The organism is Arthrobacter sp. zg-Y820 (genome assembly GCF_030142155.1).
GTDB lineage: Bacteria > Actinomycetota > Actinomycetes > Actinomycetales > Micrococcaceae > Arthrobacter_B.
This window is the reverse complement of the sequence record NZ_CP126247.1, coordinates 2,996,551-3,020,590: the sequence shown is the minus strand read 5'-3', so window position 1 is coordinate 3,020,590 and position 24,040 is coordinate 2,996,551. Positions and strand designations below refer to the sequence as shown.

At 66.4% G+C, this 24,040-nt stretch carries 22 protein-coding genes; 15 read left to right on the top strand and 7 right to left on the bottom strand.

Annotated elements, in window-relative coordinates; translation table 11 throughout:
* The first annotated feature begins 5 nt into the window (after positions 1-5).
* Positions 6-395: a hypothetical protein gene (locus tag QNO08_RS13655; RefSeq protein WP_229964918.1), complete on the top strand. Its 390-nt coding sequence runs from the start codon at positions 6-8 to the stop codon at positions 393-395.
* On the opposite strand, the gene QNO08_RS13650 is transcribed toward QNO08_RS13655, so the two are convergent.
* From QNO08_RS13650 to QNO08_RS13635, 4 genes are all read right to left on the bottom strand, one after another.
* The gene (locus tag QNO08_RS13650) at positions 392-1,150 is read right to left on the bottom strand and encodes an iron ABC transporter ATP-binding protein (RefSeq protein WP_229964919.1); all 759 of its coding nucleotides are present in this window, start codon (positions 1,148-1,150) and stop codon (positions 392-394) included. The two genes, QNO08_RS13655 and QNO08_RS13650, sit on opposite strands and share 4 nt — an antisense overlap.
* Positions 1,147-2,157: an iron chelate uptake ABC transporter family permease subunit gene (locus QNO08_RS13645; RefSeq protein WP_229964920.1), complete on the bottom strand. Its 1,011-nt coding sequence runs from the start codon at positions 2,155-2,157 to the stop codon at positions 1,147-1,149. Before QNO08_RS13645 ends, QNO08_RS13650 begins: the two co-directional genes overlap by 4 nt.
* Positions 2,150-3,211: an ABC transporter permease gene (locus QNO08_RS13640; protein WP_269439122.1), complete on the bottom strand. Its 1,062-nt coding sequence runs from the start codon at positions 3,209-3,211 to the stop codon at positions 2,150-2,152. Before QNO08_RS13640 ends, QNO08_RS13645 begins: the two co-directional genes overlap by 8 nt.
* Before the next feature lie 66 nt (positions 3,212-3,277).
* Entirely contained in the window at positions 3,278-4,228 is a 951-nt protein-coding gene (locus tag QNO08_RS13635) for a siderophore ABC transporter substrate-binding protein (RefSeq protein ID WP_229964921.1), read from the bottom strand.
* A gap of 370 nt (positions 4,229-4,598) precedes the next feature.
* Here QNO08_RS13635 and groES point away from each other — a divergent pair, with 370 nt between their 5' ends.
* The 11 genes from groES to QNO08_RS13580 all read left to right on the top strand — a co-directional run bounded on the left by groES (position 4,599) and on the right by QNO08_RS13580 (position 19,409).
* A complete protein-coding gene (groES, locus tag QNO08_RS13630; RefSeq protein WP_152219702.1) occupies positions 4,599-4,895 on the top strand; it encodes a co-chaperone GroES in 297 nt (98 codons plus the stop codon).
* Between the two features lie 80 nt (positions 4,896-4,975).
* Positions 4,976-6,586 (top strand): chaperonin GroEL, encoded by a 1,611-nt coding sequence (gene groL, locus QNO08_RS13625; RefSeq protein WP_229964922.1) that lies wholly within the window; start codon positions 4,976-4,978, stop codon positions 6,584-6,586.
* A gap of 307 nt (positions 6,587-6,893) precedes the next feature.
* The gene (gene guaB / locus QNO08_RS13620) at positions 6,894-8,414 is read left to right on the top strand and encodes an IMP dehydrogenase (protein WP_229964923.1); all 1,521 of its coding nucleotides are present in this window, start codon (positions 6,894-6,896) and stop codon (positions 8,412-8,414) included.
* Between the two features lie 213 nt (positions 8,415-8,627).
* Positions 8,628-9,767 (top strand): GuaB3 family IMP dehydrogenase-related protein, encoded by a 1,140-nt coding sequence (locus QNO08_RS13615; RefSeq protein ID WP_229964924.1) that lies wholly within the window; start codon positions 8,628-8,630, stop codon positions 9,765-9,767.
* 71 nt (positions 9,768-9,838) lie between these two features.
* On the top strand, positions 9,839-11,563 hold the full coding sequence (locus QNO08_RS13610) for a glycerol-3-phosphate dehydrogenase/oxidase (RefSeq protein ID WP_229964925.1): 1,725 nt from the start codon (positions 9,839-9,841) through the stop codon (positions 11,561-11,563).
* Positions 11,564-11,618: 55 nt separating this feature from the next.
* Entirely contained in the window at positions 11,619-12,059 is a 441-nt protein-coding gene (locus tag QNO08_RS13605; RefSeq protein ID WP_229965062.1) for a PTS sugar transporter subunit IIA, read from the top strand.
* An 87-nt stretch (positions 12,060-12,146) separates the two neighbouring features.
* Entirely contained in the window at positions 12,147-12,995 is an 849-nt protein-coding gene (locus tag QNO08_RS13600; protein ID WP_229964926.1) for an SURF1 family protein, read from the top strand.
* Positions 12,992-13,414 (top strand): DUF3817 domain-containing protein, encoded by a 423-nt coding sequence (locus QNO08_RS13595; protein WP_229964927.1) that lies wholly within the window; start codon positions 12,992-12,994, stop codon positions 13,412-13,414. The genes QNO08_RS13600 and QNO08_RS13595 overlap by 4 nt, the downstream gene beginning before the upstream one ends.
* A gap of 105 nt (positions 13,415-13,519) precedes the next feature.
* Positions 13,520-15,109 carry a glutamine-hydrolyzing GMP synthase gene (gene guaA, locus QNO08_RS13590; protein ID WP_229964928.1) on the top strand — a complete coding sequence of 530 codons (1,590 nt, stop codon included), beginning with the start codon at positions 13,520-13,522 and terminating at the stop codon, positions 15,107-15,109.
* Between the two features lie 134 nt (positions 15,110-15,243).
* A complete protein-coding gene (locus tag QNO08_RS13585; RefSeq protein WP_502866866.1) occupies positions 15,244-19,149 on the top strand; it encodes a DUF4011 domain-containing protein in 3,906 nt (1,301 codons plus the stop codon).
* Positions 19,146-19,409 carry a hypothetical protein gene (locus QNO08_RS13580; protein ID WP_229964930.1) on the top strand — a complete coding sequence of 88 codons (264 nt, stop codon included), beginning with the start codon at positions 19,146-19,148 and terminating at the stop codon, positions 19,407-19,409. The genes QNO08_RS13585 and QNO08_RS13580 overlap by 4 nt, the downstream gene beginning before the upstream one ends.
* A 77-nt stretch (positions 19,410-19,486) precedes the next feature.
* Here the strand turns inward: QNO08_RS13580 and cpaB are convergent, their stop codons facing one another.
* The 3 genes from cpaB to QNO08_RS13565 form a co-directional block, all read right to left on the bottom strand.
* Positions 19,487-20,161, bottom strand: a complete 675-nt coding sequence (cpaB, locus tag QNO08_RS13575) for a Flp pilus assembly protein CpaB (RefSeq protein ID WP_229964931.1) — start codon at positions 20,159-20,161, stop codon at positions 19,487-19,489.
* Positions 20,162-20,276: 115 nt separating this feature from the next.
* Positions 20,277-20,594 (bottom strand): FmdB family zinc ribbon protein, encoded by a 318-nt coding sequence (locus QNO08_RS13570; protein ID WP_229964932.1) that lies wholly within the window; start codon positions 20,592-20,594, stop codon positions 20,277-20,279.
* 91 nt (positions 20,595-20,685) lie between these two features.
* Positions 20,686-21,315 (bottom strand): 5-formyltetrahydrofolate cyclo-ligase, encoded by a 630-nt coding sequence (locus QNO08_RS13565; RefSeq protein WP_229964933.1) that lies wholly within the window; start codon positions 21,313-21,315, stop codon positions 20,686-20,688.
* An 80-nt stretch (positions 21,316-21,395) separates the two neighbouring features.
* Here QNO08_RS13565 and galU point away from each other — a divergent pair, with 80 nt between their 5' ends.
* The 3 genes from galU to QNO08_RS13550 all read left to right on the top strand — a co-directional run bounded on the left by galU (position 21,396) and on the right by QNO08_RS13550 (position 24,007).
* Positions 21,396-22,301, top strand: a complete 906-nt coding sequence (galU, locus tag QNO08_RS13560; protein ID WP_229964934.1) for a UTP--glucose-1-phosphate uridylyltransferase GalU — start codon at positions 21,396-21,398, stop codon at positions 22,299-22,301.
* Between the two features lie 4 nt (positions 22,302-22,305).
* The gene (locus QNO08_RS13555; RefSeq protein WP_229964935.1) at positions 22,306-22,920 is read left to right on the top strand and encodes a GNAT family N-acetyltransferase; all 615 of its coding nucleotides are present in this window, start codon (positions 22,306-22,308) and stop codon (positions 22,918-22,920) included.
* A 91-nt stretch (positions 22,921-23,011) separates the two neighbouring features.
* Entirely contained in the window at positions 23,012-24,007 is a 996-nt protein-coding gene (locus QNO08_RS13550; protein WP_229964936.1) for a hypothetical protein, read from the top strand.
* Positions 24,008-24,040: the final 33 nt, after the last annotated feature.

Genomic DNA, 24,040 nt, shown 5'->3' with positions numbered 1-24,040 from the left:
ACGGAATGGACCCGACCACCAACTACTGGGCGCTGTTTGCCATCCTTTTCCCGTGGGGCCTTTTCCTTTGCCTCGTGGGGATCCTCACCTACCGGAAAAAGTTCCTTCGGTTTCTGGCGGTAGACGACTTTTTCCCCGGTAAGCCTTCGCTGGCCACCACCTATCTGGGTACCTTCATCATGCTGATAGCCTCTGCCCATTTTGTCTTGGTTGCCGACCTCGAGGCCCTGACGGTGCCTTTTGGCCTGGCACTGTTTACCAGTTGGCTGCTCGGCGTTGGCGGAATATTTTGGATGCCGAAATTCCTCCAGCCGGCATGGATGAAGGAAGCCGATCGGTTGATGGCGCGGGGCGAAGATCTGTTCGCCAAGAGGTTCCTGCAGGGAGGAAGCTAGGCGAAGTAGACGCCGATCCGGTTGCCGTCGATCTCCTCGATGCGGATGTCGATGTCGTAGATGTCCCGCAGCACCTCCGGCTGCATGATCTTCACCGGCGGCCCCTGGTGGATCAGCCGGCCCTCGCGCATGGCAATAATGTCGTCGGAGTAGCAGGAGGCGAAGTTGATGTCGTGGATGACCAGCACCACGGTTTTGCCGAAGTCGTCGGTGAGCCGGCGCAGCAGGCGCATCATCTCCACCGAGTGCTTCATGTCCAGGTTGTTCAGCGGTTCGTCCAGCAGCAGGTAGTCGGTGCCCTGGGCCAGGACCATGGCGATGAACGCGCGCTGGCGCTGTCCGCCGGAGAGCTCGTCGACAAACCGGTCGGCCAGGGCCGTCAGGTCCAGATAGGCCATGGCCTCGTCGATGAAGGCCTTGTCCGCGATGGTCGGGCGTCCGCCGTTGTGCGGGTAGCGGCCGAAGCCCACCAGATCACGCACGGTAAGGCGGACCGTGAGCTGGTTGTCCTGGCGCAGGATGGCCATTTTCCGGGCCAGCTCCTTGCCGCCGGTGGCGCTGACATCCAGACCGTCCACCAGCACCGATCCGCTGTCCATGCGCAGCAGCCGGGAAATCATCGACAGCAGGGTGGATTTGCCGGCACCGTTGGGCCCGATGATCGAGGTGATGCCGCCTTCCTTGATGTCGGCGCTGACGCCGTCGACCACCAGTTGGTTGGCATAGGACTTGGAGACGCCGGTTATGGAGATCATTTGACGTTGCCTCTCAGCAGCAGGATAAGGAAGACGATGCCGCCGACGAATTCGATGACTATGCTCAGTGCCGTGTCGAACGCGAAGATCCGTTCCAGGACCAGCTGCCCGCCGACCAGGGCGATGATGCCGAGCAGCACGGCGATGGGCAGCACCGCGGCGTGGCGGAAGTGCGAGCACAGCTGGTAGGCCAGCGAAGCGACCAGCAGGCCGAAGAACGTCACCGGGCCCACCAGGGCGGTGGAGACGGCGACCAGGACGGAGCAGATGATCAGCGTTGACGTCACTGCCTTCTTGTGGTCGACGCCGAGGTTGACGGCCATGTCCCGGCCCAGGGCGAGGACGTCGAAGGAGCTGCGCATCCGCCAGGCCATGATGCTGACCAGCGCGACGGCGATGGCTGAGTAGCCCAGCAGGGCACCGTCCACGTTGTTGAAGGAGGCGAAGAACAGGTCCTGCAGGATGATGAACTCGCTGGGATCGATCAGCCGCTGGAGCAGGGACGAGAAGCCCCGGAACATGGTGCCGAAGATGATTCCCACCAGCAGCATCAGGTGCAGGGACTTGCCGCCGCCGGTGAACAGCCAGCGGTAGAGCAGGAAGGAGAAGCCCACCATGAGCACGAGCTCGATGATGAAGAGCACGGGCTCGGACATCGTGAGCACGGCCTGGCCGCCGATCACGAACACCAGGGCGGTCTGCAGCAGCACGTACAGGGCGTCAAAGCCCATGATCGACGGCGTCAGGATGCGGTTGCAGGTCACCGTCTGGAAGAGCACGGTGGAGACCCCGACGGCGTAAGCCACCAGGATCATCGACGCCACCTTGACGGCGCGGCGCGGCAGGATGTAGCCGAGGTTTCCCCGCAGCTCGATGGTCATGAACACCGCGACGAGGGCTGCCGCGGCAATTCCCAGGGTGATGATCCAGAACTTCGGCGGCAGAGAGCGCACCGGGTGCCGGCGGGAGGAGACCATCGCCGTCGGCAGCGGGTTGGAATTAGCCACGGGCGGCACGCTTTCGCAGGAGCAGGTACAGGAAGAGGACGCTGCCGATGGCAGAGACGATCACGCCCACCGGAATTTCGTATGGGTAGCGGATGGTGCGGCCGATGATGTCGCAGGCCAGGACAAAGCCGGCGCCGAAGACGGCGACCCAGGGCACCGCCCGCCGGACGTTGTCGCCGATCATCAGGGAGACCAGGTTCGGCACGATCAGGCCCAGGAACGGAATGGAACCCACGCTGACGACGACGACGGCGCTGATCAGGGACACGATGACCAGGCCCAGCATCATCACGCGGTTGTAGTTCAGGCCGAGGTTGGTGGTGAAATCGGCGCCCATGCCCGCGACGGTGAAGCGGTCGGCGGCGAGGTAGCCGATCACCGTCAGGATGCCGACGATCCAGAGCAGCTCATAGCGGCCCCGCAGGACGCCCGAGAAGTCTCCGACCATCCAGCTGTTCAGGGTTTGCAGCAGGTCGGTGCGGTAAGCGAAAAAGGTGGTGACGGCGGAGATGACGCCGCCGAGCATGATGCCGACCAGGGGAACGATCAGCGTGTTGCGCATCGGCAGGCGGCGCAGGATGAGCAGGAACAGTGCGGTTCCGGCTGCCGCGAACAGGGTGGCGGTGGACATCTTCATGATCATGGAGGCGCCGGGAAGCAGGACGGTGACCACCAGGATGCCCAGGGATGCGGACTCCACGGTGCCGACGGTGCCCGGTTCCACGAACTTGTTGCGGGCCATCAGCTGCATGATGAGCCCGGCGACGCTCAGGGCCATGCCGGCGAGGATGATGCTCAGGGTGCGGGGAACGCGGCTGACCCAAAAGACCTGCCACGCCACGGGATCCCCGGCCAGCAGCGAGGGCAGCGAAACGTCGCTGACCCCGATGAACATGCTCGCCACAGCCAGCACGAAGACCGCTGCGGACCCCAGCGCCAGGCTGGCCGCGGTACGCGGAAACCGCCGTCGTCGGGTGACGGCGGCGGAAGTGGAGGGCGGGGGCAATGCGGGGGGAGAAGCGGGGCCTGGGGCAGGCGCGGCGGGAGCGCTCATGAGAAAAGTCCGGTCTCGCCTTAGGTTCCGGCAGCGGTGCCGGAACCTAAGGCGGTGAAAGGGATGTTAGGAAATACCGTTCTGGACTTCGGTGACCATGCTGTCCACGTTGGTCAGGCCGTAGCCCACGAGGTACCAGCTGTTGGCGTCCAGCGTGGTGATGCGGTCGTTCTTGGCGGCGTTGGTGCCGTTGACCAGTTCGTTGTCCAGCACGGCAACAGCTGCCTCGCCGCTTTCGCCGACTGCAGTGTCGCGGTCGATGACGAACAGGTTGTCGGGGTTCTTGGTGGCGATGTATTCGGCGGTGACGGACTCGCCGTGCTTGCCTTCGGACTTGATCTCCGCGACCGGAGTCACGCCGAGGACGTCGTGGATGATGCCGAAGCGGGAGCCGGCGCCGTAAGCAGTCATTTCGCCGCCGCTGGTCATGACGACCAGGCCGGTTCCTGCGTCAGCTGCAGCGGTTTTGGTCTCTTCGATCCGCTTGTCGATGGCGGCGAGCTTCTCGTCAGCGGCTTCTTCCTTGTCGAAGATCCGGCCCAGCGTACCCGTTGCTTCCTTGAAGGAAGCCATCGGATCAGCCGCATCAACGCTCAGGTCGATGGTGGGCGCAATCTTGCTCAGTTCCTCATAGGAGGCAGCAACACGGCCCGAGATGATGATCAGGTCCGGTGCGCCTTCGCTGATGGCTTCGAAATCCGGTTCCTTCATGGAGCCGATCTTCGTGTAATCATCACCGGCGAACTTGGAGAGGCTGTCGGGGAAGTTGGCTGCCGGAACGCCGTCGACATCAACGTCGAGGGCATCCATCGTGTCGAGGGCACCCAGGTCGAAGGTGTAGACGGTTTCCGGGTTCACCGGAACTTCAGTGGTTCCCTGGGCATGCTCAACGGTGACGTTGGTCGGCTCGGGAGCTTCTTCGGCGGTGGCGGCCGTCTCGGCTCCGCAGGCGCTCAGCGCGAGGAGAGAGGCCAGCGCGGTGCCCGCGACGATGCGGGACTTGAGGGTGTTTTTCACAGTAATGGGCTCCAGCTGCTTGGGTCCGGGTCCGCGCGGCGGAGAAAACCCCGCAACCGGAAACGGAAAAAATGCCAATAGGACACAGAAGTGTTTGCTAATCAATGCGCGCCCCTGAAAACTATCTGTTAGGTAAGGCTAAGGCAAGTTAAGCGCAGCACATTTCGTTATATCGCCTCCCGGCACCCGGGTAGCCGGAGCCAATATTGGCACTCGCCTTGACCGAGTGCTAACCGTTGCATAAGTTAGGAACCAGCACTCTCCCAGTGAGGGTGCTAATTCCTGAGGGAAGCGCCATCCGGCACCGCGACGACGGCCAGCGCCTACCGACGGTCCACATCCGTTAGTAACTACGCAAAGGAGAGCCCGAGTGTCGGTCTCGATTAAGCCCCTTGAGGATCGTATTGTTGTCCGCCCCCTCGAAGCCGAGCAGACCACTGCTTCCGGCCTCGTCATCCCGGACACCGCCAAGGAAAAGCCCCAGGAGGGCGAAGTTGTCGCAGTAGGCCCCGGCCGCGTTGACGACAACGGCAACCGCGTTCCCGTGGATGTTTCCGAAGGCGACGTCGTCATCTACTCCAAGTACGGCGGAACTGAAGTCAAGCACGGCGGCCAGGAATACCTGGTGCTGTCCGCCCGCGACGTACTGGCCATCGTCGTTAAGTAGTTGAAAAAGGAAGACCCCGGCCAATCTGGCCGGGGTTTTCTGATGCAGGTGCAGATGTAGCTGTCGGAAAGGACACACACATGGCAAAGCAATTGGAGTTCAACGACTCCGCCCGCCGCTCGCTGGAGGCCGGCGTCGACAAGCTGGCCAACACCGTCAAGGTGACCCTCGGCCCGCGCGGCCGCAACGTAGTGCTCGCCAAGACCTGGGGCGCTCCCACCATCACCAACGACGGCGTGACCATCGCCCGCGAGGTGGAGCTGGATGACCCCTACGAAAACCTCGGCGCCCAGCTGGCCAAGGAAGTAGCCACCAAGACCAACGATGTTGCCGGCGACGGCACCACCACGGCAACCGTCCTGGCGCAGGCACTGGTCAAGGAAGGCCTGCGCAACGTTGCTGCCGGCGCAGCTCCGGGCCAGCTCAAGCGCGGCATGGAAATCGCCGTGGAGGCAGTTGCCGCACGGCTGCTGGAAAACGCCAAGGAAGTTGAAGGCAACCAGGTTGCGCACGTCGCTGCCATCTCCGCGCAGAGCATGGAGATCGGCGAACTGCTGGCCAAGGCTTTCGACACCGTCGGCAAGGACGGCGTCATCACCATCGAGGAATCGTCCTCGACGCAGACCGAACTGGTCATCACCGAAGGCATGCAGTTCGACAAGGGCTACCTGTCCCCGTACTTCGTGACCGACGCCGAGCGCCAGGAAGCCGTCCTCGAGGACGCGCTGATCCTGATCAACTCCGGCAAGATCTCCTCCGTCGCCGAGTTCCTGCCGCTGCTGGAAAAGGCGCTGGGAACCTCCAAGCCGCTGTTCATCATCGCCGAGGACATTGAGGGCGAAGCCCTGTCCACCCTGGTGGTCAATAAGATCCGCGGAACGCTGAACGTCGTGGCCGTCAAGGCTCCCGGCTTCGGCGACCGCCGCAAGGCCATGATGCAGGACATCGCCACCCTTACGGGTGCGCAGGTTGTCTCGCCCGACCTGGGCCTGAAGCTGGACCAGGTTGGCCTCGAGGTGCTGGGCTCCGCCCGCCGCATCACGGTCACCAAGGACAACACCACCATCGTTGACGGTTCCGGTTCGGAATCCGACGTGGCGGACCGCGTTGCCCAGATCCGCGCCGAAATTGAGCGCACGGATTCCGACTGGGACCGCGAGAAGCTGCAGGAACGCCTGGCCAAGCTCTCCGGCGGCATTGGCGTCATCAAGGTCGGTGCAGCCACCGAGGTTGAGCTGAAGGAAAAGAAGCACCGCATCGAAGACGCAGTGTCCTCGACGCGTGCAGCCCTGGAAGAGGGCATCGTGGCCGGCGGCGGTTCCGCACTGGTCCACGCAGCCAAGGCCCTGGACACCGATCCCGAGGTTGTTAAGCTCGAAGGCGACGCCGCCACCGCTGTGGGCCTCGTCCGCCGCGCCCTGGCGCAGCCGCTGCGCTGGATCGCCGAGAACGCCGGCGCCGAAGGCATGGTTGTTGTCGCCAAGGTCACCGACCTGGAGGTCAACAACGGCTTCAACGCCGCAACCGGCGTGTACGAGAACCTGATCGAGGCCGGCATCATTGACCCGGTCAAGGTCACGCGCTCGGCGCTGCGCAATGCCGCGTCCATCGCGGCACTGGTTCTCACCACTGAAGCCCTCGTGGTGGAGAAGCCGGCCGACGACGAAGAAGATCACGGACACCAGCACTAAGTAACGGTTGGAGCCCCGGTGCCGCAGCGGAATTCCGCTGCGGCACCGGGGCTTTTTTCGTTTCGGCCCCGCCGCCGGGGACGACGGCGGACGTGCCGCCCCGGGGGAAGGCACGGGGGAGGGCACGGGGGAAGGCACGGTCGAATCCCGCTCTCGGCGGGCCGGGAAGGAAGGGCTGTGACCGATGCCACCCGTAAGGTTTTGGAATAGGGACGGGCGGTCTTTCGTTTTAGGATGTAGGTGAGCCAACCGGTCCCTTTCCGGTTTTCCCTCCATCCCTCCGGTCCTTCGCGAAAGAGGCGTAGTTTTGAGCCAGCAGTCCCCAGAGCATGACCCGTTCGGCTTCATTGGCCTGACGTACGACGACGTCCTGCTGCTGCCCGGCCCCACGGACGTCATCCCGTCCGAGGCGGACACGTCTTCGCGCCTGTCCAAGCGGATCACTGTGCACACGCCGCTGCTCTCCGCGGCCATGGACACGGTGACGGAATCCCGCATGGCGATCGCCATGGCACGCCAGGGCGGCCTCGGCGTGATCCACCGCAACCTCTCGATCCCGGACCAGGCCGAGCATGTGGACCGCGTCAAGCGCAGCGAGTCCGGCATGATCACCAATCCGGTCACCATCGCCCCGGACGCCACCCTGCTGGAACTGGACGATCTGTGCGCCCATTTCCGCGTTTCCGGCCTGCCGGTCGTGGACGAGGACAACAAGCTGCTCGGCATCGTGACCAACCGCGACACCCGCTTCATCCCGCGCGCCGATTACCCCCGCCGCCTGGTCAAGGAGGTCATGACCCGGATGCCGCTGATCACCGGCCGGGTTGGGATCAGCGCCGAGGAAACCGTTGAACTGCTGGGCAAGCACCGCATCGAGAAGCTTCCCCTGGTTGACGACGACGGCCGCCTGCAGGGCCTGATCACGGTCAAGGACTTCGACAAGGCCGAGCAGTACCCGCTCGCCACCAAGGACGAGGAAGGCCGGCTGCGCGTCGGAGCCGCCATCGGTTTCTTCGGCGACGGCTACGAGCGCGCCATGACCCTGGTCGAGGCCGGCGTCGACCTCCTTGTCGTCGACACCGCCAACGGTCACAGTGCCGGCGTGCTGGAAATGATCGCCCGCCTGAAGAAGGATCCGGCAGTCGCGCACGTGGACATCATCGGCGGCCAGGCCGCCACCCGCGAAGGCGCGCAGGCCCTCATCGATGCCGGTGCCGATGCGATCAAGGTCGGCGTCGGTCCGGGCTCGATCTGCACCACCCGCGTCGTTGCCGGCGTCGGCGTCCCCCAGATCACCGCCATCTACGAGGCCTCCAAGGCCGCCATCCCGGCCGGTGTGCCGCTGATCGCCGACGGCGGCCTGCAGTACTCCGGCGACATCGGCAAGGCCATTGTGGCCGGCGCCGACACCGTGATGCTCGGCGGCCTGCTCGCCGGTGCCGCGGAGAGCCCGGGCGACCTGGTGTTCGTCAACGGCAAGCAGTTCAAGTCCTACCGCGGCATGGGCTCCCTGGGGGCCATGCAGAGCCGGGGCAAGAACACCTCCTATTCCAAGGACCGCTACTTCCAGGCGGATGTGCCCTCCGACGAAAAGCTGATTCCGGAGGGCATCGAAGGCCAGGTGCCGTACCGCGGCCCGCTGTCCGCCGTCGCCCACCAGCTGGTGGGCGGACTGCGCCAGACCATGTTCTACACCGGTGCACGCACCATCGCGGAACTGAAGCAGAAGGGAAAGTTTGTCCGGATCACTCCGGCCGGACTGAAGGAATCCCATCCGCACGACATCATGATGACCGCCGAGGCGCCGAACTACGGCACCCGCCGCTAAACACCCGGTTCTCGTCGAAGGGCAGCCGCTGCGCACCACGCAGCGGCTGCCCTTCGGGGTTTAGGGCCCTGGGCCGCCGGGGTTCGGGGCACCGCGCCCATGTGCCGCCCGAACCGCCCAAAACCCGCCGGAACCCCCGCCCGAAACCCGCCCCGCCGGCACCAATACCGGGCGCTTTCGGGCCGACGACGCGCACTGGGATAACCTAGGGGTGTGAGTAACGAGATTGAAATTGGCCGTGGCAAGCGTGGGCGCCGAGCCTACTCCCTCGATGATGTGGCGATTGTGCCGTCCCGGCGTACCCGGGACCCGCAGGACGTTTCAATCAGCTGGCAGATAGATGCCTATGAGTTTGACATGCCGGTGATGGGCGCGCCGATGGATTCGGTGATGTCACCGGCCACCGCCATCGCCATGGGGCGGTTGGGCGGACTGGGCGTGCTGAACCTGGAGGGACTGTGGACCCGCTACGAGGATCCGCAGCCGCTGCTGGATGAGATCGCGGTCCTGAGCGAAGACAACTTCAACCCCGCAGCGACCCGCCGGCTGCAGGAAATCTACGAAGCGCCCATCCAGGCTGAACTGATCACTTCGCGCCTGGCCGAGGTCCGGGAAGCCGGCGTCACCGTCGCCGGATCGCTGACGCCGCAGCGCACCCAGGAGTTCTACAAGACCGTCCTGGCTGCCGGCGTGGACATCTTCGTCATCCGCGGCACCACCGTATCGGCAGAGCATGTCTCCAAGACGGTCGAGCCGCTGAACCTCAAGCAGTTCATCTACGAACTGGACGTTCCGGTCATTGTGGGCGGCGCCGCCGGCTACACCCCGGCGCTGCACCTGATGCGCACCGGCGCCGCGGGTGTCCTGGTGGGCTTCGGCGGGGGAGCGACCACCACCACCCGGCGCGCGCTGGGCATCCATGCTCCGATGGCGACCGCCATTGCTGACATTGCCGAAGCGCGCCGGGACTACATGGACGAGTCCGGCGGACGCTACGTGCACGTGATCGCCGACGGCGGCATGGGCACCAGCGGCGACATCGTCAAGGCCATTGCCATGGGGGCCGACGCCGTGATGCTCGGTTCCGCGCTGGCCCGCGCCGAGGAAGCACCGGGCCAGGGATGGCACTGGGGCCAGGAGGCCCACCACAGCGAGCTTCCGCGCGGCGACCGGGTCCGGCTGGACACCGTGGGACCGCTGCAGGAAGTCCTCTGGGGACCCTCGCACCACACCAACGGCACGTCCAACCTGATGGGTGCCCTCCGCCGCGCCATGGCCACCACCGGATATTCGGATGTGAAAGCGTTCCAGCGCATCGAGGTCTTGGTTTCTCCCTACCTATCCAACATGTAGTTGCCTAGAGTTGCAGGGAGCAGCTGCAGGGGAGCGCAGCGGGGGCAGGATCCAGAGAGGAAATCTTGACTATGAGCAAAGATGCACTCAGCCCGGACAACCGGGAGGACGCCCTGGCCGCACTGCGTTCCACTGCGGAGCCCGGCGGTGAACTGGATATCCTGATCGTCGGCGGCGGCGTGGTCGGCGCCGGTGCCGCGCTGGACGCAGTGACCCGAGGGCTGAAGGTCGGCATGGTGGAGGCCCGGGACTGGGCCTCCGGCACGTCGTCGCGCTCCTCCAAACTCATCCACGGCGGGCTGCGCTACCTGGAGATGCTGGACTTCGCGCTGGTCTCCGAAGCCCTGAAGGAACGCGGCCTGCTCATCCAGCGGATCGCCCCGCACCTGGTGCGGCCGGTGCCGTTCCTGTACCCGCTGACCCACCGCTTCTACGAGCGCCCCTACGTGGGCGCCGGCATCATGCTCTACGACACCATGGGCCTGACCTCGGGTAACTCCCGCGGCGTGCCCAGGCACAAGCACCTCACCAAAAAGGCAACGCTGCGGGCCGCGCCCAGCCTCAAGGATGACGCCATGATCGGCTCCATCCGCTACTACGACGCCCAGGTCGACGACGCCCGGTACGTCGCCAACATGGCCCGCACCGCGTCGCACTACGGCGCCGTGGTGGCCAACCGGGTCTCCGTGGTGGACTTCCTGCGCGAAGGCGAGCGTGTGGTTGGCGCCCGGGTCAAGGACACCGAATCGGGGCGGGAATTCGACGTCTTCGCCCGCCAAGTGGTGAACGCCACCGGCGTCTGGACCGATGAGACCCAGGCCATGGTGACTGACCGCGGCCAGCTGAAGGTTCGGGCATCCAAGGGCGTGCACCTGGTGGTGCCCCGGGACCGGATCCAGTCCACGGTCGGCATGATCCTGCGCACCGAGAAGTCGGTCCTGTTCGTGATTCCGTGGGGCCGGCACTGGATCGTCGGCACCACCGACACGGACTGGCACCTGGACAAGGCCCATCCTGCCGCGACATCGGCCGACATCGACTACCTCCTGGACCATGTGAACAAGGTGCTCAAGACGCCCTTGACGCGGGAAGACGTTGAAGGCGTGTACGCCGGGCTGCGTCCGCTGCTCGCGGGGGAAAACGACTCCACGGCCAAGCTTTCCCGCGAACACGTTGTCGCCCATCCGGTCCCGGGTCTTGTGGTCGTTGCCGGCGGGAAATGGACCACGTACCGGGTGATGGCCAAGGACGCGGTGGACGAGGCGGCACGCGCCCTGGACGAAAAGGTACCTGAAAGCTGCACCTCCACCATCCCGCTGCTGGGCGCCGTGGGCTACAAAGCGGCCTGGAACCTCAGGCACCGCACAGCCGAGCACTACGGCGTGCATGTGGCCCGGGTGGAGCACCTGCTGAACCGCTACGGATCCCTGGCGACCGAGGTGCTGGAGCTCATCCGTGAAAACCGTGAGCTGGGGGAAGCACTGCCCGGAGCTGATGACTACCTGCGGGCGGAAGCAGTCTATGCAACCACCGCCGAAGGCGCCCGCCATGTGGAGGATGTCCTGGCCCGCCGGACCCGCATTTCCATCGAGTCCTGGGACCGGGGGGTGTCCGCCGCGCCCGTCGTGGCCGAGCTGATGGCCCCCATCCTGAACTGGGACGAGGAACGGGTGATGCAGGAAGTGGCCCACTACCAGGCTCGGGTGGAAGCGGAACGGCTCAGCCAGGAACAGCCCGACGACGTGTCGGCCGACGCCGCCCGCCTCAGGGCCCACGACATAACGCCGCTGGCCTGAGGTGGACTCGGAGCTCTCCCTGACCGCCAAGGGCGCGGTCCTGACCGTGCCCGACATGGTCATCCTCGAACTGGAAGCCGCCGACCGCACCGATGCGGCAGCGCAGCTCGCCGAGCGGATGTACCGGCAGGGACGCATTCGCAATCTGGAGGCGTTCCTGGAACAGGTGAATGCCAGGGAGCACCAGATGGCCACCGGACTGCCCGGCGGCATTGGCATGCCGCATGCGCGCAGCGAACACGTGGTGGAAACCTCGATCGCCGTGGGCATCACGCGGTACGGCCACAGCATTGATTTCGGCGCCTCGGACGGTCCGGCCACGGTGATACTGCTCATAGCCACGCCCGCCGGCGCCTTCTCGGAACACCTGGAAGTCCTGGCCACCCTGGCCCGGTCGTTGTTCCGCCCGGCCTTCCGGGAGTCGCTGCGGCGGGCCCACGATGCCGAAGTCATTTCGGAACTGATCAATTCCTCGCTGGTGTTTTTTGACCACTGACGGCCGCCCGGGCTCCGAACGAGGCGGCGGCCTGCGCGGGCCGGAAGGCATTGGGTTTTCTACACGCTGACGAAGTACGGTTAAGGCGTGCTGAAAACTGCCCTGCAACTCCGCTGGATCGCCGCGCTGCTCTTTGCCCTTGCGATCTCCACGGTCTTCGTCCTCCTAAGCCAGTGGCAGTTTTCGACGGCGGAGAGTGACCTCCCGGCCTCGACCGACCGCACCGAAGCGGTACGGCCGCTGACCGAAGTCTTCACTCCGGGCGTGGAACTGTTCGGAACCACCGCCGACCAGATGGTCTCGATGACCGGGTCCTTCCGCACCGACGACACGGTGCTGATCGACAACCGGCTCTACGACGGGGAGGAAGGCTACTGGGTGGTCACCGCCTTCGCCGTCGACGGAGCACCCGGAGAGGCCGTCATGCCGGTGGTCCGCGGTTGGATTGCCGACCCCGACGACGCTGTTCCGGCGCCCTCCGGCGAGGCCGCCGTCGTCGGCCGCCTGCTGCCTCCGGAAGCGCCCGTGGCGCAGCCGGCAGAGGACGGGATCCTGCCCAGCCTGGCCAGTGCCGAGCTGATCAATGTCTGGGACACCCCGGGATATTCGGCGTTCGTGACCGCAGACTCGGTCACCGTGAACGGGGAAGCCGCGGAGGCCGGGGACATGCGCGTCGTGGACGTGGATGCCCAGCCGCAGGAAACAACGGTGAACTGGATGAACATTTTCTACGCCCTGGAATGGGTGGTGTTCGCCGGGTTCTCCGTGTTCCTGTGGTGGCGCCTGGTTGCCGATGCCCACCGCCGTTCCCTCGAGGACGACGAATACTACGACGACGATGAATACGACGACGACGACGACGACGACGACAACGACGGCGATGGCGGCGGCCAGCCTGCCGGCCGTCCGGCCCCAAGCAGTGAGGTACAAAAGTGAGCGATCCAGCCCCCGCAGCAACCAAGAGGCCACGCCGGAAGAAGCGCCGGTTCGGCGGCACCCACGCCCAGATACGGTCGGCCCTGACGTTTTACAAGGTGTCCTCGTACGTCACCGGCGTATTCCTGCTGCTGCTGTGCATCGAAATGATCCTCAAGTACGGCATGAAAATCGAAGAGATTTCAGTGGGACCGCTGAACCTCTTCACCGGCGTCCTCATCGCCCACGGCTGGCTGTACGTGGTCTACCTGCTGGCCGATTTCCGGCTGTGGCAGCTCATGCGCTGGCCCTTCTCCAAGTTCGTCCTGATCGCCCTGGGCGGTGTTGTTCCCTTCCTCTCCTTCATCGTGGAGAGCCGGACGCACAAGCAGGTCCTGGCGGAGCTGGCGGCCCATCCGGAAGCGGCCAAGCGCTACTGACGCGCCTTCGGGCTGCTGAATCCGGCGGCATCGGGGCCGCATCGCGCCGCAGTCGCCGATGCGGCCGATGTGCGGCACCGATGCTCCGGCGACTATCCTTGAACCGTGACTAATTCCGCGACCCCTCCCATTGAAGAGCGCCCTGTCCTCGTTGTGGACTTCGGCGCCCAATACGCCCAGCTCATTGCCCGCCGGGTACGCGATGCAGATGTCTATTCCGAGGTGGTTCCCCACACCTACACCACGGAACAGATCCTGGCGAAAAACCCGGCAGCCATTATTCTTTCCGGCGGCCCCTCCAGTGTTTACGCGGAAGGCGCTCCCGCCGTCAGCGAAGGCCTGTTTGAAGCAGGCGTTCCCGTCCTGGGCATCTGCTACGGGTTCCAGGCCATGGCGAATGCCCTCGGCGGCACGGTCGCGAAGACCGGCCTGCGTGAGTACGGCTCCACCGACGCCACCGCAGTGAACGGCTCGCGTTCCATCCTGGAGGGCACCCCGGACCACCAGAACACCTGGATGAGCCACGGTGACAGCGTCCAGGAAGCACCCCCAGGATTCGATGTCCTGGCCACCACGGCCGGCGCCCCGGTTGCAGCCTTCGCCAACGAGGAAAAGCGCCTCTACGGTGTCCAGTGGCACCCCGAGGTCAAGCACTCCGCACACGGCCAGTCAGTGCTGGAAAACTTCCTGTTCAAGGGCGCCGGCCTGGAACCGAGCTGGACCACCCGCAACATCGTTGAGGAGCAGGTCGAGCGCATCCGTGCCCAGGTGGGCAACTCCCGCGTCATCTGCGGCCTTTCCGGCGGCGTCGACTCCGCCGTCGCGGCTGCCCTGGTGCAGCGCGCCGTCGGCGACCAGTTGACCTGCGTCTTCGTGGACCACGGCCTGCTGCGCGAGGGTGAAGCAGAGCAGGTGGAACGCGACTTCGTGGCGTCCACCGGCGTCAACCTCTACGTCGCCAACGAGCAGAAGCGCTTCCTCGAAGCCCTCGCCGGCGTCACCGACCCGGAGACCAAGCGCAAAATCATCGGCCGCGAGTTCATCCGCGCCTTCGAGGAGGCCGAACGCGCCATCATGGCGGAAGCCGCGGCCGCGGGCGAACCCATCCGCTTCCTGGTCCAGGGCACCCTGTACCCGGACGTCGTCGAATCCGGCGGCGGTGAAGGTGCAGCCAACATCAAGAGCCACCACAACGTCGGCGGCCTGCCCGAAGACCTGAAGTTCGAGCTCGTCGAGCCGCTGCGTGCCCTGTTCAAGGACGAAGTCCGCGCCGTGGGCGCCCAGCTGGGCCTGCCGGCGGAGATCGTCGGCCGCCAGCCCTTCCCCGGCCCCGGCCTGGGCATCCGCATCATCGGTGAAGTCAACCAGGAACGCCTGGACCTGCTGCGCCGTGCCGACGCCATCGCCCGCGCCGAGCTCACGGCAGCCGGCCTGGACAACGAGGTCTGGCAGATGCCGGTCGTGCTGCTGGCTGATGTCCGCAGCGTCGGCGTGCAGGGGGACGGCCGCACCTACGGCCATCCGATCGTCCTGCGCCCGGTCTCCAGCGAGGACGCCATGACCGCTGACTGGTCACGCCTGCCCTACGACCTGCTGGCACGCATCTCCAACCGCATCACCAACGAAGTCGACGGCATCAACCGAGTCGTTCTGGACGTCACGTCCAAGCCGCCGGGAACCATCGAGTGGGAATAGATTGATCACGGGGGACAGCCGACCGGCTGTCCCCCGCGTTGCTATGCCGGGGAAAGCCGGTAGGAAGCGATAGTTTGGAAGGTATGCCAATTTGGTCAAGAACGCCGCGCGGAAGTGCAGAAAAGAGGGCACCAGTGTCTGAGCAGAATCCCGAGGACAATGCCTCGGACTTCCTGCTGCCCTGGCTGGGACAACTGGGACAGCAGGCCGGAACGGACACGTTGCTCCATTTCACCCCCTCAGCCTCCAACAGCATCGACCTGACCCACGCGCATCCCTCGGGCCTGGCCCAGCTGCTGGCAGGACGCCGGACCCGGCTGTCCACGCTGCTGCGCGACTCGGAGCAGTACGGGGCCGCGATGAAGGCCGGGCGCCTCCTGCGCGCCAAGATCTACGAACTGGGCACCGACCGCGGGATCGACGTCGGATACCTGGCGGCGGGCACGGCCTCCTGGCGCTACGCCGACGACGACGCCGTCCGCCCGGAATCGCTGACCGCACCGGTGCTGCTGACCCCGGTGTCGCTGACCGTGCATCCGTCGCAGGACGACTATGAGCTGCAGCTGACCGACAAGGCAGCGCTGAATCCGGCGTTTGTGCGGCACCTGCAGCAGGAGCAGGGCCTGGACATCGACGTGGAGGCCCTCGCCAGGCTGGCCTACGGCACCGCGCGCTTTGACCCCCATCCGGTGCTGGAGAAACTGCGGGCCGTCACCGAGGGCGTCCGCGGCATCAACATCGAGCACCGGCTCCTCGTCTCCACCTTCGCCGATCTCTCGGACCTCGCCGACGACGCTGCGCTGGACCCCGCCCACCCCATCCTGCGGGGCCTGATGGACGCCGCCCGGGGGAAGAGCACTGCCGCCCCCGATGCCACCGACCCGGGGCTTCCGCCGCTGGACGACCGGCTGCCTGCCGATGAGCTCCTGCTGCTGGACGCCGACCGCGAACAGCAGGACGTCCTGGACCTGATCCTGGACGGCCAGTCCCTGGTGGTTTCCTCACCGCCCGGCACCGGACAGACGCAGACGGCGCTCAACGCCGCTGCGGCGCTGGTCCACGCCGGAAAATCGGTCCTCGTCGTTGCGGAACGCCGCGGCACGCTGAACCAGTTTGTCTCCGAGCTCGACGCGCTGCACCTGGGCTCCGCCGTCCTCCAGCTGAATGCCGGGCTCACCGAGCAGCAGCTGAAGGACCAGCTGGTCCGCGCCATTGTCCGGAACGAGAAGGCTGCCGCGCCTGAGCTGGAGAGCCTGCACAAGGTCCTCCTGTCCAACCGCCACCAGCTGCGCGACCATGTGAAGTCGCTGCACAACGTGCGACGCCGCTGGGGCTGCTCTCCCTATCAGGCCATGCAGTCCCTCGCCGAGCTCACCTCCATGACGCCGGCTCCCGCAACGACCGTCCGGCTCAAGCGCAGCGTCCTGGACAGCATCACTGACCGCACCGAACTGACGGGCCGGCTCCGCCGGGCTGCCGAATTGGGCAGCTTCAGCCGTGCCGCCACCAGCAGTCCGTGGTTTGGTGCCAAGCTGCTCAACCGCAAGGAAACCGAAGAGGCCTACGAGCTGACGCAGAGCCTGGCCCGGGATCTTCCCGAGCTGCGCGCCAAGGTCCAGGCCGTTGCCGAGCATTCGCAGATCCGCCTGGGCGAGACCTTCGCCCAGTGGGGCGAGCAGCTGGAACTGCTGGTTGCCGTGCGGGAAAGCCTCGACAAGTTCACCCCGGACATTTTCGACCGTCCGGTCAGCGACCTGATCTCCGCGACCGCGTCCTCCTCCTGGCGCCGTGAGCGTGCCGTGGACATGAGCTCCATGACCCGCTCCCGGCTGCGCCGCGTGGCGAAGGAGTACATCCGGCCGGGCGTGCACATTTCGGACCTGCACTCCTCGCTCGTCGAGGTGCAGCAGCAGCGCGCCGTGTGGGCCCACTATGCCACCACCCAGCGCCATCCGTCAGTGGCCACGGGCCTTGCGGACATCAACCGTTCCTACATCACCGTCAAGGAACAGCTGGATACCCTCACCGGGATCCTCGACGGCACGCCGGCCAAGCCGGATCTTGCCGAGCTGACACTGGACGAGCTGGAAAAGCAGCTAGATGCGCTGGCGGGGGACCGTGAAACCCTCGAAACCCTGCCCGAGCGGACCCTCCTGCTCGACGAGATGCGCGGCCAGGGTCTGGGTGAACTGCTGGACGATCTGGAAGCCCGCGAAGTCCTGCCCCGCCAGGTGGGCTACGAACTCGAACTCGCCTGGTGGCAGTCCGCGCTGGAGGCGATGATCAGCGGCGACGATTACCTCGCCATGAGCGACGGCGACAGCCTCCGCCGGCTCGAAGCCGAATACCGGCTGGCTGACAACGCCCACATCGCCTCCGGCAGCGCCCGGGTGCGGTCTGCCCTGGCCGACCGCTGGCGCCGCGGAGTCAAGGCCGCAGCCTCCGACGCCGCGACCCTGCGGGATGCCATCAAGAACGGGCCCCTGGCGCTGCAGGACCTCTGCTTCCAGTCCGAGGAGCTCGTTTCCGCACTGCTGCCCATCTGGGCCGCAAGCCCGCTGGTGCTGCCCATGGTGCTGCCCGGGAACCGGACCTTCGATACCGTCATCGTGCTGGACGCCGAGTCAACCTCGCTCCAGTCCGCCGTGCCGGCACTGGCCCGGGCCACCCAGGTTGTTGCCTTCGGCGACGGCCAGCTCGGCGGACCGCGTCCGTTCACCATCGGCGTCGAAGCGGTGCGGCCGGCGGGGGAGCAGCACGACCTCGTCAGTGCGTTCGAAGCCCTGACCCAGGTTCTGCCGACCCGGACCCTGTCCACCGTATACCGCGGCACGGACCGGGACCTGATGCGTCAGCTGAGCCGAAGCTTCTATCAGGACCGGCTGACCACACTGCCGAGCGGCAGCGAGGTTTCCTCGGACGATGGTGCGCTGACCGTGGAGTATCTGGCGGACGGCACGGGTATGCCCAGCGCCGACCATGAGGGTGTCGAAAGTGTCGCAGCCGAGGTCAACCGGGTTGTGGATCTGGTCTTTGAACACATCCGCCGCAGGCCGCACCAGTCGCTCGCCGTCGTCACCGCCAGTCCGCGGCACGCCGTGCGTGTGGCTGAAGCGATCCGCGTGCAGATGGCCAATTTCCCCTGGGCCGCCGACTTCTTCACGCCGGGCAAGGAATCCTTCCGCGTGGTTCCGGTGGACCGCGCCGCCGGCCTGGTGCGGGACTGCGTGATTTTCTCGCTCGGTTTCGGGCGGACCCCGCACGGACGCGCACTGCACAACTTCGGCCCCCTGTCGGCATCCGACGGCCGCGGCAAGTTCCTCACCGCCATGACGCGGGCGCGGGCCAAGCTGCATGTCCTGACCTGCTTCCAGCCCGAGGATCTGGACAAGTCGCGGCTCGGCTACGGCGCCCTCGACTTCTACGAGCTCATCAACCGTGAGCTGAGCCCGTCCGCCCGGACCGGCGCAGTCCGAAGCTCCGATGCAGCGGTTACCTTCACCGGTTTCTCAGGCATTGACGGCGCAGGCGGAATCATGGAAGAGGACGCCTTGGTGGCCGATCTGGTCAACCGGCTGCGGGCCCGCGGCGCGAAGGTCTGGGACCACTATCAGGGGGCCATCGACATCGTGGCCACCGTTGACCGCACCGGCGGCGAGAGTGATCCCACGGTACCCATGGCGATCGAATCCGACGGGACCGAGCGGTACCGGACCATGAGTGTTCGGGAGCGCAGCCGGTTGCGGCCGCAGCTCCTGGAACGGCTGGGCTGGCGGTACATGCCGCTGTGGACCATTGAGGTCTTCAGCGACCCGTCGGCCTGCGCGGATCTGGTGGGGCGCTACCTGAACCTGCCGGCGCCGAGGGACGGCGATGAAAAGGCCGGCCGGTCCGTTGCCCCCGCGCGGGGATCGCTGGCGCGCCGCGGTAGCCAGTCCGTCGTTCCCCACGGCAGCAGCCGGAGCCGGGAACGCGATACCGTTGCAGAGGACAAGGAGACCGGCCCGCAGGCGCCCAACCAGGAGGCGCACCGGCCGTGACCCCGCGGAAGCCGCACCGGCGGGCCAGCGGCGGAACCCCGCCGCCCCGGCCCCCGGCTCGGGGCGCCCCGGCGGCGCCGTCAACTGCGCCGGCAACTGAGCCGGCCGCTGAGCCGGCGGCGCCGGCCGGATCTTCGCCGCCGGCCGAACCGTCGGTACTGAAGGCCAAGGCCGCTGACGATGATCCGCGGGTCTGGGGCGATTCTCCCGAGGACCGCGACTCCTGGCTGCTGGAGCAGCGTCCGCCGCACTGGGACTGAGTTTCCGGCGGGGGACCATCAAATGCAGCGGACATCGAATGCAGCGGACGATCAAATGTCGCAGCACGGCGGCGGGGTCAGCCGCCGGTCAGGATCAGGTGGAGGTTTCCGCTTCCCGATGAGGCGGCCAAAGCCGCTGCCTGATCGGGAAGCGCGGCCAGGACCACCACGGCGCCGCTTTCCTGCGATCCGGGCCACGATGAGGCGCCGTCCGAGCCCGTCCACAGGACCGGGGCATCCGCTGCCAGCACTGCAGGGGCGCCTCCGGCCTGCTCTGCGTCCGGACTTCCGAGGACAACATCCACGAGCTGGCCGGGCGAGAGCAGCTGCACGATGGCAGGGTCCGCAGGGCGGACGGACACGGCTACTGTGCCGGGCGGAGCGCCGGTCAGGAGCCCCGTGCCCACCAGGGAGGTTTGCATCAACGGACTGCCCTGTTTCAGGGGCGTGGCGAGCCGCCGGCCGGTCACCGCATCCACGGCGGCGAAGGAACCGGGCGGAACGGCTGCTGACGCTGCCGGGACAGCACGCAGGTCCTGCGCGGTGAGCAGTGCTCCCGCGGGGAGATCGGCAGCGGCGACCACCAGCGAAACCTCACCCGGGTCCGGCGGCAGCAGGGCCTGAACGGCGGTACCGGCAGCCGCGCAGCACAGCAGGGCGGCAAGCAGGCGCCGCCGGCGGACCATGAAACGCCGCAGTCGCATCATCAGGGAAGAGCCGGGGCCGGGACGCGGCGCAGAAAAAGGAAGCACGGTCCGACCCTAGGAGCCGATGCGTGTTGGAGCAGGGTGTCCCCGCCGGACGGTGGATATGTTCCGTTCCGGACCCGGCAGAAACGCGCTGGGGAGGAGCTGCTGCGCGCAGGAGCTACTTTGCGGAGGAACCGGTTCCCGATGCTGCTCCGGCAGTGGGTGCGGCAGAGGAGCCCGACGAGGACTGGGCCGGCGAGGCTGCGGCTCCGGAGGAGCTGTCGGACTTGGCCGGAGCCGCCGGAACGCTGTTCTTGGCCTCGCGTGAATCAGTGCGGTAGAAGCCCGATCCCTTAAAGACCACGCCTACGCTGTTGAACTTCTTGCGCAGGTTTCCGCTGCAGGAAGGGCAAACGGTCAGGGTGTCGTCGGTGAAGGACTGCTGGATGTCGAAAGCGGAACCGCAGTCCTTGCAGGCATAGGCATATGTAGGCACTGTTACTTACTCCTCCTGAGAACCAAGATGTCAGGCCCCTGGCCCGGCTGGACGTCGAATAACGGCAGCTGGCACTCGGTGGCCTTGAGTGCTAACTATACACCGGGCGCTGCGCCAGCCCGGTCCACCCCGAGGGCGTCAGTACCGCGTCCATCGGCTCGTCGAAGGGATCTGGCGTCCAGTGGCCGGCGGGCGCCAGTTCATGGTCGTACACGATGCCCACCGCCGGAGCGGGGTTGCCGCCCGACCGAAGCTCCGACAGGAACCGGTCGTAATAACCGCCGCCCTTGCCCATTCGCACGCCGTTCCGGTCGACCGCGAGGGCGGGCACCAAAAGCAGGTTCAGGTCCGGCAGCTCGGCGGGGGACAGGCGCGGCCCTGCGGGTTCCGGAACCGAGGGGAAGAGTCCCGGAAGGAGCGGTGTTCCGGGTTTCCAGCGGCACCAGGAGAGCCTGCGGTCCGGCTCGCAGACGGGGACGACGACGTCGTACCCCATCTCCAGGAGGTTCTCCAGCAGCGGCGCGGTCCCCGGTTCACGGCCCGTTGACAGATAGCCGGCGACAGTGCTGCCCGGCCGCACCAGGTCCGGAAGAACCGCCGCTGCATGGCCGGCCAGGGACCGGCCGGCAGCGAGCGGGGCATCCGGCGGCAATTCCCGGCGCAGCCGCCGGTACAGCTGCCGGGCCAGTTCCTTGGAGGTGGGGGCAGCGGGGTTCGTCATGTTTCCATTGTCGCAATAGTCCCAGCCGCAACAGATTGCGTTTTGGTGAAAAGAGGCTGTGCTTCTGTACTCTTACGGACATGACTTCACGCGCGACCGTAACCAAAGCCGTAATTCCCGCCGCCGGGCTGGGTACCCGATTCCTGCCGGCCACTAAAGCCATGCCGAAGGAAATGCTCCCCGTGGTGGATAAGCCCGCCATCCAGTACGTGGTGGAAGAGGCCGTCAATTCCGGGATGTCCGACATCCTGATGATCACCGGCCGCAACAAGCGGTCCCTGGAAGACCATTTCGACCGGGTTCCGTTCATCGAAAAGACACTTGAAGACAAGGGTGATCTGGAACGGCTCGCCATGGTCCGGGCCGCGTCTGAGCTGGGTGAAATCCATTACCTCCGCCAGGGCGACCCCAAGGGCCTGGGACATGCGGTCCTGCGCGCGAAACTGCATGTGGGCAACGAGCCCTTTGCCGTACTGCTCGGCGACGACCTCATCGACGCCCGTGATGACCTCCTGAAGCAGATGGTGGAGGTCCAGGCCAAGACCGGCGGTTCCGTGGTTGCCCTCATTGAGGTTGAACCTTCGCAGATCAGTGCCTACGGCTGCGCCGACATCTCCGTCGTTGAGGGTGAAGACTACGTCCGGGTCAACAAGATGGTGGAAAAGCCTGCCGTTGAAGAGGCTCCGTCCAACCTCGCCGTCATTGGCCGCTATGTGCTGCACCCGTCCGTGTTCGGCGTGCTGGAGGAAACCGGCCCCGGACGCGGCGGCGAAATCCAGCTGACCGACGCCCTGCAGACCCTTGCCGCCCAGGAAGAGGGGGAGGGTGCCGGAGTCTACGGCGTCGTCTTCCGCGGGCGCCGGTACGACACCGGTGACAAGCTCAGCTACCTCAAAGCAGTGGTGACCCTGGCCTCCGAGCGTGAAGATCTGGGCCCGGACCTGCGCGAGTGGCTCAAGAGCTTCACCGGTACGCTCGAAAGCTGATGCCGTGTGGGGGTCGGCCCTTTGGCCGGTGACGCTGGAATGCGGCGATCTGGGGCTGCGGCCCATCCGCTACCGCGATCGTCGGGAATGGACGGCCCTCCGCATCCGCAACGCCAAATGGATGGCGCAGTGGGAGGCGAGTAATCCGCTGCCCGGCGGTGAGCTGCCAACCTATGCGGCCATGGTGCGCAGCCTGAACCAGCAGGCCCGCGAGGCCTCGGCGCTTCCGTTCCTGATCACCGAACGCCGCGGCGGGCTGCGCACGCCGCCAGCGATCGTCGGACAGCTGACTGTCTCGACGATTGTGTGGGGTTCGGCGCGCATGGCCACCCTTGGCTACTGGGTGGATGAGGAGCGGGCAGGCCGCGGGATAGCGCCGACGGCGGTGGCCCTGGCGACTGACCACTGCTTTGGCGTGCTGGGGCTGCACCGCATGGAAATCAACATCAAACCGGACAACAGGGCGAGCCTGCGGGTGGTCGAAAAGCTGGGCTTCCGGGATGAGGGGCTGCGGGAACGGTACCTGCACATTGCCGGACAGTGGGCGGACCACCGCAGCTTTGCGCTGACCACTGAAGACGTGCCGGATGGCCTGCTGACTCGCTGGCTGGCCCGGTGACGGCCGCCGGCTACGGGTTTTTTGGCACCGAACCCCCGACACACCGCCAGTAATGCGCGCTCCGGTGTGCATTAGCTCATAACGTCGTAGTGTGGACTTCCCTCTCAACAGCTCCCTGATCCTGGCCGTTACCGTTGGCCTCTGGCTGCTGTGGGTTGCTCCGTACGTTTTCCGCCGGTCCGGCCTGTCCGCAGCGCCGGCAGCCGCGGGCATGCCAGCTCCCTCGTCTACAGCCATCCGCTCTTCCATCACCGCCGATGGACTGTCCCAGCAGGGGAACATTATGCACAACGCCTCCATCCGGCCCGGAAATTCCACCGGCACATCGGAGCCCTACACCGGCGCTCCGGCACCGGTCCAGTTCCGGCAGCCGGTATTCCGGATCCACTACGGCCGCACCGCCCTGGCCCTGGCCGGCGCGCTGGCCCTCGCCCTGGTTGTGATCGGATTGCCGCTGGCGGCCTTCGGAGTTGCTTCCTGGTGGCTCCCCGTCGGTGCCTTGGCGGTGGGCGGCGCAGCGATTGCCTCACTCCGCGCGCTTGCCGTGCAGGCACGCCGGAGCAGGGTTGACGCCGCCTTCCGCGCGGCGATGAGTGTCGGCCGGCCGGCACCGCCGCGGTTGGCAGCTCCTGAGGCCCCCGCCGCAGAGCCTGTGCGGCATTACCCCGAAACCGTCCTGTTCGACGCCCAGAGCGTCTCCGGTGCGGTCCGTCCGGCGGCCACTGTGCCGGCCGGCGATGCCCCAGAGGCCTCGGTCACCACTGCGCCGGGAGCTCCGGACCGCAGGCCCACGGCAGCGGAACTGCGCAGCGCTGCGCTGGAAGTTGCCGCAAAAGCGGCACCCGCCGGACCGCCGAAGACCTCCACCACCCCCTGGGAACCGGTGGCGGTTCCGAAACCGATCTATGTGGAAGCCCCGGTTGCCTCACGCCCGGCACCGGCACCGCTCGTCCTGCCGGAAACCCCCAAGCCCGCAGCACGGACGCCGCTCCGCGCCCCGGCCGAGAGTGCCGTGTCCGGCAGCGGCGGCGCACCGGGCAGCGGCAAGATCAACCTGGACGACGTCCTCCAGCGCCGCCGCGCCTAGGCGCCGCTCCCTGCATGAACCGCGGCAGCCGGA

What these genes read in the sequence shown, in the direction of transcription:
- groL (WP_229964922.1), top strand. Translation starts at nt 4,976, where the DNA reads ATGGCAAAGCAATTGGAGTTCAACGACTCCGCCCGCCGCTCGCTGGAG.
- QNO08_RS13565 (WP_229964933.1), bottom strand. Translation starts at nt 21,315, where the DNA reads ATGACGAACCCCGCTGCCCCCACCTCCAAGGAACTGGCCCGGCAGCTG.
- QNO08_RS13655 (WP_229964918.1), top strand. Translation starts at nt 6, where the DNA reads ATGGACCCGACCACCAACTACTGGGCGCTGTTTGCCATCCTTTTCCCG.
- QNO08_RS13605 (WP_229965062.1), top strand. Translation starts at nt 11,619, where the DNA reads ATGGTCATCCTCGAACTGGAAGCCGCCGACCGCACCGATGCGGCAGCG.
- QNO08_RS13610 (WP_229964925.1), top strand. Translation starts at nt 9,839, where the DNA reads ATGAGCAAAGATGCACTCAGCCCGGACAACCGGGAGGACGCCCTGGCC.
- QNO08_RS13650 (WP_229964919.1), bottom strand. Translation starts at nt 1,150, where the DNA reads ATGATCTCCATAACCGGCGTCTCCAAGTCCTATGCCAACCAACTGGTG.
- QNO08_RS13640 (WP_269439122.1), bottom strand. Translation starts at nt 3,211, where the DNA reads ATGAGCGCTCCCGCCGCGCCTGCCCCAGGCCCCGCTTCTCCCCCCGCA.
- galU (WP_229964934.1), top strand. Translation starts at nt 21,396, where the DNA reads ATGACTTCACGCGCGACCGTAACCAAAGCCGTAATTCCCGCCGCCGGG.